A 12,890-nucleotide genomic window follows, 5' to 3' on the forward strand; every position below is an offset into this window, starting at 1 on the left:
TGCCACATCGCTGCGCGATGTGCAGCGAACACCCGCGCTGCGCGCGGGTGTTGCGCTCCCGCTCCGCTCCCGCGGAGCGGAGCGGAGCGGGACGCTGCGCGTCCCACTCACCGGCCCGGCTGCGCCGGGCCGGTGACGCTCAGTCCGCTGCGCTCCCAGAGCGCAGGGCCTACGGCCCTGCTGGGGTGGCCTCCGCTGCGCTCCAGCCACCTGGCCGCGCCCGCTGCGCGGGATGCGGCAACGGGCCTGCGGCCCGGGCGGCGAGGAGAAGGGGCTGGGGCGGGCGGTTCTACTCGGGCTGGGTCACGGTCAGAGCCCAGCGGACACTGTCATTCGAGGCGTCAACGCCCACAGTGAAAGAACCTCGCTGCACGACCCCGGGGTCCATGGTCACCGAGCCCACACCCGCGCTGCCGGCAGGGCAGTCCACCGTAAACTCAGCCACGCGTGCTTGCTGCGATTCCATCGTCACCGCCGCACTGCCTCCGCCTTCGCAGGCCACCGTGAGCACGGTCGGCAGCCCTTCCCATGCCCCACCGGACGCGACCCCGCCATCACCCGTCCACTCCTGCACCCACACCAAGCCCTCAGGCCCGGGATGAGGAAGAAGACCACCATCCGCCGCGGCCGGCACCGCCCCTGCACCCACCGCCCCGAAAGCCGCCAACAACGCCACTGCTACGGTCCTACGCGCACTCATCACGCCTGCCCCTCCTGATGGTCTGTCACGGTCAAGGCAGTGTGACGCGCGGGAAGACCGCCACGCATGAGTACAACGACTCATGGCTTTCAGAGCACTGTGCGCCACAAAGGGCCGGCCCGAGCAGCAAGGGCACGGAGCGCGGGGCTTGGCTCACTCAGCCGTCACGCGCTGCTGCTTTCCTCTTGGCCCGGCTCGCCATCCACTGCGCCACCACATTGACCACGGCCACGAGAACCGCGAAGACAAGCGCGTCGAGCCACGTCTTGCCTGTAACGGCGCGCCACACCACCGCGGACGCCCCGCAAACGACAAGCCACACGGCCACAGCAGTTGTCCAGCGCACCCATTGCCGAGACCACCACCCGGCCAGCCGTTCCCGTCTCCGCATGCCACCCCGGCTACCCCGGAACGCGCCCAACGAGCACCGCACCCGATCCGAGCGGCTACAGGGGGCTCCCGTCATCTGTCTGAATCGCGTCCTGATGGCGTTTCGGTCGGGTGAAACTCTGGGCCGCGAGGGCCGGCCAGATAAACGCGCAGGCCCCCGGGAACCACAGATTGAAGCCCGCGGGCCCGTACTCCCCCCCCTCCGCAATGCCAGTCCGAACCAGACCAGCATGAGGGCAGCCACTGCGAGCTGCACCCACCGCATCGTCCGGAGCGTCTCGGCCCGGCCCTCATGTAACCGGTATGTATGGTCTGCCATGCCTATCGGCTACCCCCAGGCAGCGGGCGCATCAACCGTCATCTCTCATACGAGGGGGCACCGGACGCTAGTGCCGGAGCCGTATCGTCTCTTCCTGTCGGTGACGGTGGAGGGTCCACAGAGTGCCGAGGAAGAACGCCAAGAACATGGCTGCGCACGCAGCCGCCCACGCGACCGCTGCCGTACCTTCATCGCCCACGACCCTGTCGATCAGCAGCGCGCACCACAGCAACGCGAACGCTGCGTGGAACCAGCGCCCGAATCGAAGGATCTTCACCGTTCGGGCCGGGAGCGGATGTTGACCTCGCCACCTGGACTGACTCATAGGCTTCGGCTACCCGCCGACAGTCAATTCCTGCCCTGGCCTCACTTCCCACCGGTAAGGGCAGTGTGCTTCATTTTTAATCGCCGATAGGCTCTGGAGTGGATTGGCAGCACTGGTAGCATCGGTCTTGTCTCCGATGTCCGCGTCCCGACTTCTTCCGACTGGCTGGTGCTGGCACCGCTCTGGTTACCGGGACAACCAATCTACATGCAGCTTTCCACGGCACACCGTGCAGGCATGGTCGCCATGAGAAGGAGGGCGAAAAGATCGTGAAGGAACTCCGCCCTCACCAGCGGGAAGCCGTGGACTCGGTACTACGTGCCTTCGAATTGCCTGCAAGATCGCGTGTGCCCGAGCGAGGGCTTCGAACGCAGGTGATCATGGCGACCGGGTCCGGGAAGACTCTGGTGGCGGCCCACAGCGCGGAGGAGCTCCATGCGGGCCGTGTGCTGGTGCTCGTGCCCTCGCTGGACCTGCTGGCGCAGACCGAGGCCGCGTGGCGGGAGGGGGGCCGTAGGGGGCCGACGATCGGGGTGTCCTCGCTGCGGGGTGAGGAGGTGTCCTTCCCCAACACCACGGACGTGGACGAGCTGGTGGAGTGGACGCGGGGCCTGGAGAAGGTGACCGTGTACGCCACGTACGCCAGTCTCGGTCTGGGCACGCTGGAGCGGGCCCACGCCGGAGGCCTCGCGGCCTGGGACTTGATCGTCGTGGACGAAGCCCACCGTGTTTCGGGCCGGATCGGGAAGCCGTGGGCGGTCGTCCACGACAACCATAAGATCCCGTCCCTGCGCCGCCTCTACATGACGGCCACGCCCCGGCTGTGGCAGCTCGGGGACGAGGACGAGGCCGGCGCACCCGGCGAGCTGGTCGCGAGCATGGAAGACGACCCCGAGGGCCTCTTCGGCAGCAGGGCGTTCACCCTGACCCTCTCGGAGGCCATCGACCGGGGAATCTGTGCCCCCTACCAGGTCGTATGCGTGGACGTCACCGACACCGCCCTCCAGGCCGCGCAGCTCCTGGGCGCCGAAGGCCGCTCGGCAGAGGTCCGCGGGGCCCGGCTCGCCGCTCTGCAGACCGCCCTGGTGAAGGCTTCGGCCGAGGAGAACTTCCGGCGCACGCTCGTCTTCCACCACGTCGTCAAGGAGGCCGAAGCGTTCGCGGCCGGCCTCCCGAACGTCGCCGCGCAGCTGCACGCCAGCGACCCCGAGCTGTACTCCAAGACGATCTGGGCGGACTGGCTGTGTGGCGACCACAAGCCGCTCCACCGGCGGCGTCTGCTGGGTGAGTTCGCGGCCGGGATCGCCACGGACGGGACCGTGGTGGAGAAGTGCTTCCTGTGCTCGGTGAAGGTTCTGGGCGAGGGGGTCGACACCAAAAGCTGTGACTCCGTGTACTGGGCGGACGTACGCGGCTCGATGCCCGACCTGGTCCAGGCGGTTGGACGAGCGCTGCGGATGCAGCCGGGCGAGGGCAAGATGGCGTCGCTCGTGGTGCCGGTGCTGCTCGGGCCGGGCGAGACGGCGGACAACATGCTCACCTCCCGGGCGTTCGGCGGGCTCGCCAAGCTCTTGGAGGCGCTGCGGGCGCACGACGCGCGGATCGTGGAGAGCCTCGCGGAGCAGCAGGCCCCGAGCCGCTACAAGCCCGTCAGCAGGGATGAGAGCGGGAAGAGCGCGGGTGGGAACGGCGAGGGCTCCGGAGGCGTCAGTGCCCCCGCCAAGGCCCTGCTGAAGTTCTCCACGCCCCGCGACCCGGCCGCCCTCGCCGCGTTCATCAACCTGCGAGTCCTCAACCCGGAACACGAACACTGGCGGCGCGGCGTGGAGGCCGCCGTCATCTACGCCCGCGTGCACGGCGACTTGAAGGTGCCGTTCACGTTCCGCGTGCCCGCCGTCGACGACCAGGAGGCGGAAGCCACCGGGTGGCCGGCCTCGCTCGCCGGGTTCCCGCTCGGGCAGTGGACCGCCGACGCGCGCAGGTTCTACGCCCGCGGTGACATGGATGAGGACCGCGTCGCGCAGCTGGAGAAGCTCGGCATGATCTGGTCGCACTTCGACGTCGCGTGGGAGGAGGGCCTGTCCGCCGCGCGCGGGTGGGCGGCCGAACACGGCCACCTCCTGGCCCCGCTGGACGCCACCTTCCAGGGGTATCGGGTGGGCATCTTTCTGAAAAACGCGCGGGCCGCCGCTCGGAAGGCTCAGGAAATCGAGCAGCGGCGTGCCGATGGGCTGCCGGTTCAGTCGTTGGCCGGGGCGCTGTCGGACGAGCGGCGTGAGCAGCTGGAGGAGATCGACGCGTCCTGGTGCCCGAGCTGGCCGGTGACGTGGCAGCGCTGCTTCCACCTGGTGAGGATGCACCTGGACGCGGGTGAGACGCTGCCCACCGAGGCGGGCGAGGCCGTGCGCCAGGGCGAGGACCTCGGGCGGTGGGTGCAGTCGGTGCGGCTCGGGTGGGACCAGCTCACGACCGTCCAGCAGTGGATGTGTGAGCACATCCTCGGGATCGAGTTCGCGAGCGAGGGCGAGAAGCCGCGGCCGCGCCGTACGCAGGCCGACAAGTGGGCGATGAACTACGCCGCCGCCAAGCAGTTCTACGAGCGCGAGGGGCACCTTCGAGTCCCGAGGCAGCATGTCGAGCGGATCGTCATCTGCGGAGACGGCGACAGCGGCGAGGAGTGGGAGGAGCGGGAGCTTCGGCTGGGGGCATGGGTCGGGAATCAGCGGAGCAGGGCCGCGGCGCTGTCGCCGGAGCGGGTGGAGCAGCTGTCCGTGATCGGGATGCGCTGGTCGTTGCGCCTCAGGTCGACCTCCCGGCCGTTCGCATAAGCCGTGACGTTCCGCCCAAAGAGCGGACCCGTGCGCTTCCGCGGTGTTCTGGCCATCTGTACGGCCAGGTAGGGGCATAGCAGCTCACGGTCGTCTACCGGCGGCCGGAGGCATTCCCGTCTCGTCTGTTCGGCGAAAGGGCGGCCAGTCCTTGCCCTTCCAGGCCGCTGAGCTCCTGCTGGACGCCGCAGTCCTGCACGGCCGCATCTCTGTGATCAGCAACGAGAAGGCCAGTTTGGTACTGGGCTGGGGGCCCCGCAGCGTCCGCGAGACGATCGTGGCCACCGCGGACAGTCAGATCCGGCTGGGTGTCGATCTGTCCTGATCGGTGAGGGACGCGGGCTCCCTTCGCCTGGGTGCAGTTGCCTGGCTCAGTCGTGGTGCCGGGTGCTCGCTTTCGCCGCGTCGGGGGCCGGCCCTTGTCTGCGATGGTCTTCGGTTGGGTGCCGGCTCCCTGCGGAGGGGAGCCGGCGCCGGGAGTGTGGGTCGTTGTTACGCGACCATGAAGGAGGTGGTCGTGCTGGCCCCGTACCGGCTCAATGTGTCCTGTGCCGCGACCTCCAGGGTCTCGAACGTGCGGGACGGCGGGGTGAACGTGATGGTCGCCGAGGATCCGGAGACGTGTGTCCATGTGGCGTCGGTCCTGAATTTGTACCGGTAGCCGATGATCGGGGAGTCTCCATCGGCGGGGGCGAGGGTGAAGGTGCCCGGGATGCCCGCGCCGCCGTGGGCAGTGCAGTGGGTGGAGGTGCACTCGGTGTAGGGCCCGCCGTAGATGATTCTGGGGGCCAGCGGGGCCGTCGGATCCACCGTGAAGTAGCAGAATGCGGTGGCGGCCGAGACCGTGTACTGGCTGCCGGTATAGGACCGGGTGACGGCGTTCATACGGTAGAGGGTGTTTGGGGAGAGAGTCGTCGTCAGGGTGGCGGTGACGACCGTGCCGTCGTCCACGAAGCCCGTGGAGGGCGCCAGTGTGGCAGTCACTGGTGTCCATGAGCCGTCCGCGTTTCGGCTGTCGACGGTGAAGTCGGCTCGTAGGCCGGCCGTTTGGGAGTTGTCGGTGTCGCCGTGGACACGGGCGGTCAGCCGCGGCTGCGGGCTGCCGATGGTGCCCGCAGTGGATTCGTCCTTGGCGCAGCCGACGCCGCTGCCGCCTGCGATGCCCTGCTCGGTCGGTGTGGCGGGCGGGTTGGGCTCGTCCGCGTGCGCCACGCCGAGCGGCATCAGGGCAAGCAGGCCTGCTGCCGCCAAGGCCCCCAGACGGCTCTTCAGGCGCCACTTGGCAGCACGGATCTGCGGTAGCCGTTGTTCATGTACATCCCCACCCTCAGCATCACCGCATGCGAATGCGCAAGCGAATGTGTATGCGAAGGTACGGATCGTACGCACATTCGTCTGCAGGTGCCATGCAGTTGGGTCCACCAAGTGCGTCCGGAAGGCGTCGACGCGTCCGGCCGCGCCGGCTCGCGAGCTACCGTCCCCAGTGGCTGGGCGGTTCGGGGGGGGACGGCCGTCGTCGCCACCGGTGCCCCGCCCAACGAGCCCGTCGGCGCCTGAACCCACGCCGCCCCCGCTTCGCGTCAACGGAGGCAGACCCGTTGTGCCGCTTGGACATCGGTGTGAGTCGGCTATGACAATTTGCAGGCTTTCTCAGATCATTGACGGCGTTTTCGTTTTCGTACGCGCGTCGCCCAGTCCGGGGTGGCGCTGCCGGCAACAGGGGGGATCGGCGTTGAGGAACACGTGGGGAAGAGGCAGCAGCCGGATGACGGGGGTGCTGCTGGCGGGGGTGCTGGCGGGGGCCGCGCTGACGGCGGGCACCGGGGCAGCGTCGGCCGCCCCAGACGGTGCCGGGGAGGTGGTGGTGCCGGCCGGGCCGGGGATGGAGCTGGCGGCCGCGACGTTCACGCAGATGACGGTGGACGACGCCGGCCGGCGGGTGTGGATCGCCGGCGACCGGGTCTTACCGGACGGGTCGCGCGAGGGTGAACTGCTCGGCGTGCTCTACGCGGGCACCGGGCCTGCCCTCGCGAGCGCGCGGCCGGACGCTCCGCTGTCCGGGGTCGCGGTCGAGCCGGACGGCTCGACGGTCTACGCCGGGCAGGCCGGCCACATCGCGGCCTTCTCGCACCGCAGCGGGATCCTGGAGCGACTGGGCCCCGTCGCGGCGCCGGCCGACGGGTGCGGGCGGGAACTGGTGCACACCGGCGGCCGGCTGTTCTTCACCAGCCGGCCCGCCGAGTCACCCGCAGGGTGCGCCGGCGGGCTGGGCACGGTCAACGTCGCCGCGAGAGCCGGCGGCGAGGCCGGCACGGTCATGTACACGGGCTCCCCGGTCCATCTCGAAGGGGGGCCCGGCGCACTGCTGGTGACCGCTCCCGAGCGCACGGATCCGCGCGACGACCCGGACCTGGGGATCTACCGGGTGACGGACGGGGCGGACGGCGGCGTGCTGGAGTTCCTGGGCGAGCGCCGCTTCACCGAGGACGGCACCGGCCCGGGCATGGACTTCCGGGACGCCTCCTTCTCCGCGGACGGCTCCGTCCTCGCGGTGGCCGACGGGGACAGGGGGACCGTGCTGCTCGGCGGTCGCGACGCCCGCTTCCTGGACAACCCCTACGCGCCCCTGCCCCAGGGCGTGGCGCCCACGGCCGTCGCCTTCAGCCCCGACGGCACGTGGTTCGCGCAGGGCGGCGCGGCGTCGGGCGAGGAGGCCGACCTGACCCTGGCGTTCGCCGACCCGGCCGTCGGGCGGCAGCCGCTGCGCATCAGCTTCGAGGACGAGGCCGCGGGCCGGCGCGTCGTCCCGCGCGGCATGGAGTTCTCCGGGGACGGCGAACAGCTCTTCGTCGTGACCTCCGACGAGGCGGGCAGCCGGTTTTGGCTGCACACGATCCGCACGCGCCAGGCCCTGGCCCCGTCGAGGTTCGCGGACGTGACGCACTCACCGGCCGTCGCCGCGGGACCGTTCAGGGTGAGCGGACGCCTGGAGCCGGAGGGGCCGGCCCTGGCCGGGGCGTCGTAGGTCACGGTGCAGCAGGTCACGGTGCGGCGGATGGAGGGCAGCCGGGTTGCCGGCCTGCCGCCGGTCCCGGCCGCCGAGGACAACACGTTCGTCCTGGAGGACGTCGTGGCGGGCGAGCCGGGCCGTGTCCACCACCTCCTCGGCTACGCGGGTGACGCGGTGCGCCACCCCGCGGAGCGCTGGCTCGTGGTGGACACGGCCCGGGCGGGGTGAGCGGGGCGGGTCCGTCCTCCCGACCCCCGTGGCGGGAGGACGGACCCGGCTCTGGGGTGGCGGGCCGGTCAGTACAGCTTGTTGACGGCCCGGGTCGTGGTCTTCTTGAAGGCGGCCACGGGCGCGTCGGTGAAGTCGCCCAGCTGTGCCCACTGGACGACGGTGACGGTCCTGTTGTCCCGTCCGACCGACAGCAGGGCGATGTCGGTGGCGCCCCAGGACGTCTCGGTGTGCAGGCCGCGGACGCGGGCGCCCTCCTCGACCGGCAGCGTGCCGAAGTCGCGGCCCTCGGCCACGGTGTCGGGCGAGGACTCCTCGATGCGGTCGGCGCAGGTGCGGATCAGGTCGTCGTAGTGCTTGGCCAGGGCCTTGGCGTGGGCGGCCGTGTCCGCGACGACGGTCAGCTGCACGGCGCCGGTGTCCAGGTCGGTGCGGAAGGTGCGGTGGCGGTAGTCGTAGGAGGGCACGCCCTCCGTGTGGACGCACAGGTCGAGTTGTTCGGGGAAGCCTTCGGTGACCGGCCCGGCCGTCCAGGACGACGTCGGGTGCGGCGGCAACTGGGACGCCGACAGGAACGCGGGCGCCGGCGTCTTCGGTGTAGCGGTCGCGGCGGGTGCCGTCAGGACCGCGCCGGCGGTGAGGGCGGCGGCCAGGGCGGTCACGGCGGCCGTTCGGATGCGCATGGACATGGGTGTTCCCCCCGTGGGACGAGTGCGTGGACGGCGGCCGGATCCGGCCCGGCCGGTGCGCCACCCAGAGCATCGGCCCGGGCGGCGGGCGGGTGCAACAGCCCGCCGGCGACCGGACACGGTGGAACCATCCCAGCCCCGCTGACGTGCAGGTACACGGATGCCTGGGACGCCGTCCCGGGCCGGGGCGTGGGTCGCAACGAGGACGGGGGACCTGTGTCGGCACAGGACGACGAAGGCGGCGGTGAGGTCGCGCGGTTCGCGGCGCAGTTGCGGGCGCTGAAGGAGCGCACCGACCGCAGCTACGGCTCGCTGGCCCGCCGGCTGGGCATGAACACCTCGACGCTGCACCGCTATTGCGCGGGCGACGCGGTGCCGCTCGGCTTCGCGCCCGTGGAACGCTTCGCGGCGCTGTGCGGGGCAACGCCCGAACAGCGCCTGGAACTTCACCGCTGCTGGCTCCTGGCCGTGGCGGCCCGCCATCGGCCCCGCACCGCTCACGCAGCGGATGCCGCGGACGAGGCGGCGCAGGACGGTGCGGGCGCCGCGGTGGAGGGCGCCGTCGGGCCGGGTCCTGCGGCCGGGGCCGGCGGGGGTGCCACGGCCGCGGGACCGGATCTCGCGCCCGCGGGGTCCGCGCTGTCCCCGCCGCGCCGGCCGTGGTACCGCCGCAGACGTGCTGTGGCCGCACTGGCCTGCGCCTGTGCTGTGCTCGCGACGCTCGGGGCGCTGACCGCGCTGGCGGACGGGCAGCGGGCGCCCGCCGGCACTCCCGCCCGGGCGGCAGCCGTCCCGTCCGCCTCCAGCACGGCAAGGACCGGGGCATCCCAGCGGCCGAGCACCTCGCCCCCCGCGAGCCGCACCCCCGGCGCCGCACGCTCTGCGCAGCCGACCGCACCCGGGAAGAAGCCGGCCACCACGGCCCCGTCCGGCGCGGCGTCCGCCACCGCCGGCGGCGGCGGGCAGCCCGCCCGCCTGCCGCTGGCCTGGTCCGTGAACTCCCAGGCCTGGAAACTCGGCTGCGGGCACGACTACGTCATCGCCAAGGAGCCCGCCCAGGTCCCCCCTCCCCCCGCCCCGCAGGACGCCGCGCCCTGGGCGGCGACGCAGGGGGCGGTGCACGGCGGCGAGACACTCGTGCAGCTGACGGTGCAGGGGCGCAGCGACACCGCCGTCGTGCTGGAGGCGCTGCGCGTGCGGGTGAGCGGACGCACCGCGCCGGCCGAAGGCAGCGCCTACGCCATGGACCAGGGCTGCGGCGGCGCCGTCACACCCCGGTCCTTCGCCGTGGACCTGGACAAGGACCGCCCCCTCGCCCGTGCGGTCGCCGGGAACGACTCCGGCACGCCGATCCCGGCCGTGCGCATGCCCTACCGGGTCTCCGCGACGGACCCCGAAGTGCTGCTGGTCACCGCCGGCACCCGCGCGTGCGACTGCCGCTGGTACCTGGAACTGGACTGGTCCTCCCAGGGCCGCACCGGCACGGTCCGTATCGACGACGGCGGCCGCCCGTTTCGCACCAGCGCCATCGAGGGCCTGCCCCGGTACACGTACGACACCCTGAACCGCCGGTGGGGGCCCTACAGCTAGCAGCGGGGCCCCGGGTTCGTGCGGGCCGGGCCGGGCGCTACAGGCCGATGTCGAGCCGGTCGATGTCGGTGAACTCCACGCCCAGGCCGTGGGCGCGGGTGTTGTTGTAGCGGAAGTACATCTCGGCGAGGCCCTCGGCGGCGATGCGCTGGAGCTGCTGTTCGGTGGCGCCCTGGTCGCGGGCGGTGAACAGGCGGTCCGCCCACTGGGGGGTGAGGGCCTGGGTGATGTCGCGGACTCGGGCGTCGTCCGTGGTGCCGGGAGCCGCGGTGAAGCCGAAGCGGGCCCGGGTGGAGAGGATCAGGCCGTCTGTGGTGGACGCCTTTGTCCTGGCCCGTTGCCGCACCTTCGGCTGCCAGCGCTTTCTGACCTCGCGTTCCATGCGGTCGCGCAGGTCCGGGCGGGGCCGTTTGAGCTGTCCCTTGACGTAGCGCTCCACGGTGCGCTGGGAGACGCCGAGGAGTCGGGCGACGGCCCCGGTGCCCTTGAGTTGCTTGACCAGGTACCTCATCCGGGCTTGGGCGCTGCGGGGAAGGGGGCGGGTGAAGGCTGCCTCCAGGGAGCGGTCCAGGCCGTCCCCGACCGGGTCTGTCATCGTCGGCTACTCCCCTTCCCCGGTGGGCGGATCGTTCTTGACGTGGTTGGCGATGTTGAAGACGCCGCCCTGCTGCTCGAACTGCTCCTCGGCCCACAGGACCGTGCGGGTGCCCTGGTGTTTGACCATGCCCGGGGAGATGCCGAGCCGGAAGGTGCCCGGCAGGGGCCGGCCCTCGGGTGTGTGTGGCAGGACGTCCAGCGGGGACGGCCCGGGTGAGGGGTAGACGACGGCGTCGGTGCCGATCGCCACCGGGTAGAGATCGGCCGCGGCGGCGGTCTTCATCAGTTTGCGGTGCAGGCCGACGCGCTGGTTGGCCAGCACGGCGGCCCGGATGTCGGGGCGCCACGTCTCACGTTGCAGGGCCGGCCACGGTTCGTAGTGGGGCACTTGGCCGCGGCTGCGCTGGCGGAGTTTGCCGATGCCGCCCTTCGCGGTGGCCTTGATGGCGCCGGCCAGCAGGGCCGGCGCCGCGTCGGCGTGCCGGGAGCGGGCCATCGCCCGCAGGAACTCGGCGCCGTCCATGCCGGTGGTGACGCCGAGGTCGGCCATCGTGGCGACGTAGGCGTCGCGCAGCCGCTTGTACCAGGCGTCCAGGTAGCGGCCGTTGCGGGTGCGTACGTACGCCTCGACGGGTGCGACCTCGAAGCCGAGTTCCACCGCGTAGGCGACGGTGGGGGTGGCGTACCAGGCCGGTCCGGTGGGGTGTTCGCCTTTGGGGGTGAACGGGGAGGGGAGCCGGCCGGCGTCGATGGTGCGGCCGTTGATCTGGATGCGGGAGAGGTCGACGTGGGAGAGGTCGACCAGCCAGGAGCCGGGCAGTGAGGGGTCGAAGGGCGGGTTGCCGGTGCGGTGGGTGGGGCCGCCCAGGCCGACGGTGAGGCCGTTGGCGGCGGCGGCGAAGGACATGTTGATGTCGATGGCGACCAGGTAGGGCCGCATGCACTCCTCGTCGGTGAGGGGCCGGCACCAGTCGTAGGGCTCCTCCATCAGCATCTCGGCCGGGGTGCGCAGGTGGTGGCGGGCGAAGCGGCCCTTGAGCAGGGGGTGTTCGTCGGGGACCTCGCACTCCACCGCCTCGTGCACCGCGGTGAGCGCGTCGTCGTTGAGGGCCCGGGTGAACTCGCCGGTGGCGGGGTCCTTCTGTGCGCGGGTCGGCGGGTGCAGCGCGGTCATCAGCTCCAGGCCGGTGACCGCCGCGGTGCCGCGCGGTGTCATCACGCGCTGGGCGTAGGTGGTGAGGTAGCGGGCGAGGTCGGCCGGGTGCATGGTGGGCAGCCGCGGGGTGTCGCGGTCGTCCCACTCGCGGGCGTCCAGGGCGTTCCAGGCCGGGATGCACAGCTGGACGCAGTGGCGGCGCGCTCCGTCGGCGGGGCGGTAGATCCTCGCCCAGGGGCCCAGGCCGCGTCGGGTCAGTTTCCAGTCGGCGCGGGCCAGTTGCCGGACCGTCCGGTGGCTGTCGGGGAGGCGGCCGTTGCGGCGTTCGTCGTCGGTCAGGGTGGTGGGCAGGCCGTAGCGTCGCAGGGCGGAGGGGGTGAGGACGAGGAGGGGGTCGGCGTCGCGGCCGTGGGCGTGCAGGCGGGCCTGGCCGAGCCGGGCCTCGGTCAGGGCCCAGTCGACGAGCGCCGGCAGGGACTTGGCGGGCACGTCCAGGACCAGGCCGTCGACGCAGTACGCCTGTGTCGGGCCGGTCTCGGCGTCGATGACGGCGAGGGGGCCGTGTTCGAAGCGCCGGGCGGTGGCGGGTGGGGCGGGGCTGGGTGCCGTGGCGGTGGGGGTGGGGGCGGTGGGGGTGGGGGCGGCGGTGTCCGCACCGTCGGGAGTCTCGGGGGCGTCGGGGGTGAGGGTGTCCTCGGGGGCGCCGGCGGGCGGGAACTGCTGTGCCCAGCCGTCGAGGAGGCGCTGGTAGGCCTGGCGCCGCGGGGGGCGGGGCTCGGCGCGGCCGGACTCCCAGTTCTTCACCGTCTGCGCCGTGGTCTGCAGTACCTGGGCGAGGCGGGCCTGGGTGATGCCGGCCCTCTCTCTCAGGCGGGCCCGCTCGGCGGGGGCGGGCAGGTGCGGCTCACCGGCGAGCAGTGTGTCAACGGCCGCGAACAGCTCTTCTTCCGTCGGCATGGAACCCGGTCACCTCCGCCGGTCACCGTAGCATTCGTTACCCTCCGATTCGCCGACGTGTTTACCCCTGGATTTAACCCGCCGGGGAGGCCGCCGGAACG

The 12,890-nt window shown here is 72.0% G+C and carries 9 protein-coding genes; 5 read left to right on the forward strand and 4 right to left on the reverse strand.

Annotated elements, in window-relative coordinates:
* The first annotated feature begins 2,000 nt into the window (after positions 1 to 2,000).
* On the forward strand, positions 2,001 to 4,562 hold the full coding sequence (locus OIE75_RS00005; RefSeq protein WP_329473903.1) for a DEAD/DEAH box helicase: 2,562 nt from the start codon (positions 2,001 to 2,003) through the stop codon (positions 4,560 to 4,562).
* A 151-nt stretch (positions 4,563 to 4,713) separates the two neighbouring features.
* On the forward strand, positions 4,714 to 4,887 hold the full coding sequence (locus tag OIE75_RS00010; RefSeq protein ID WP_329468868.1) for a hypothetical protein: 174 nt from the start codon (positions 4,714 to 4,716) through the stop codon (positions 4,885 to 4,887).
* 167 nt (positions 4,888 to 5,054) lie between these two features.
* Here the strand turns inward: OIE75_RS00010 and OIE75_RS00015 are convergent, their stop codons facing one another.
* Positions 5,055 to 5,813 carry a hypothetical protein gene (locus OIE75_RS00015; protein ID WP_329468869.1) on the reverse strand — a complete coding sequence of 253 codons (759 nt, stop codon included), beginning with the start codon at positions 5,811 to 5,813 and terminating at the stop codon, positions 5,055 to 5,057.
* A gap of 514 nt (positions 5,814 to 6,327) precedes the next feature.
* Here OIE75_RS00015 and OIE75_RS00020 point away from each other — a divergent pair.
* Positions 6,328 to 7,587, forward strand: coding sequence for a hypothetical protein (locus OIE75_RS00020; protein WP_329468870.1), 1,260 nt, complete (start codon positions 6,328 to 6,330; stop codon positions 7,585 to 7,587).
* A gap of 6 nt (positions 7,588 to 7,593) precedes the next feature.
* On the forward strand, positions 7,594 to 7,800 hold the full coding sequence (locus tag OIE75_RS00025) for a hypothetical protein (RefSeq protein ID WP_329468871.1): 207 nt from the start codon (positions 7,594 to 7,596) through the stop codon (positions 7,798 to 7,800).
* A gap of 68 nt (positions 7,801 to 7,868) precedes the next feature.
* On the opposite strand, the gene OIE75_RS00030 is transcribed toward OIE75_RS00025, so the two are convergent.
* Positions 7,869 to 8,489: a hypothetical protein gene (locus OIE75_RS00030; protein ID WP_329468872.1), complete on the reverse strand. Its 621-nt coding sequence runs from the start codon at positions 8,487 to 8,489 to the stop codon at positions 7,869 to 7,871.
* Positions 8,490 to 8,705: 216 nt separating this feature from the next.
* On the opposite strand from OIE75_RS00030, the gene OIE75_RS00035 reads away from it, so the two are divergent.
* A complete protein-coding gene (locus tag OIE75_RS00035) occupies positions 8,706 to 10,079 on the forward strand; it encodes a helix-turn-helix domain-containing protein (RefSeq protein WP_329468873.1) in 1,374 nt (457 codons plus the stop codon).
* 37 nt (positions 10,080 to 10,116) lie between these two features.
* Here the strand turns inward: OIE75_RS00035 and tpg are convergent, their stop codons facing one another.
* Together tpg and tap are read right to left on the reverse strand one after the other, a co-directional pair.
* On the reverse strand, positions 10,117 to 10,674 hold the full coding sequence (gene tpg / locus OIE75_RS00040; protein WP_307017644.1) for a telomere-protecting terminal protein Tpg: 558 nt from the start codon (positions 10,672 to 10,674) through the stop codon (positions 10,117 to 10,119).
* 6 nt (positions 10,675 to 10,680) lie between these two features.
* Positions 10,681 to 12,789 (reverse strand): telomere-associated protein Tap, encoded by a 2,109-nt coding sequence (gene tap / locus OIE75_RS00045; RefSeq protein WP_329468875.1) that lies wholly within the window; start codon positions 12,787 to 12,789, stop codon positions 10,681 to 10,683.
* Positions 12,790 to 12,890: the final 101 nt, after the last annotated feature.

Origin of the sequence: Streptomyces sp. NBC_01723 (genome assembly GCF_036246005.1) — a bacterium.
Lineage (GTDB): Bacteria > Actinomycetota > Actinomycetes > Streptomycetales > Streptomycetaceae > Streptomyces.

Bases quoted from the DNA above. Each gene is read 5' to 3' on its own strand.
- OIE75_RS00020 (WP_329468870.1), top strand. From the start codon at position 6,328: ATGACGGGGGTGCTGCTGGCGGGGGTGCTGGCGGGGGCCGCGCTGACG.
- OIE75_RS00030 (WP_329468872.1), bottom strand. From the start codon at position 8,489: ATGTCCATGCGCATCCGAACGGCCGCCGTGACCGCCCTGGCCGCCGCC.
- tpg (WP_307017644.1), bottom strand. From the start codon at position 10,674: ATGACAGACCCGGTCGGGGACGGCCTGGACCGCTCCCTGGAGGCAGCC.
- tap (WP_329468875.1), bottom strand. From the start codon at position 12,789: ATGCCGACGGAAGAAGAGCTGTTCGCGGCCGTTGACACACTGCTCGCC.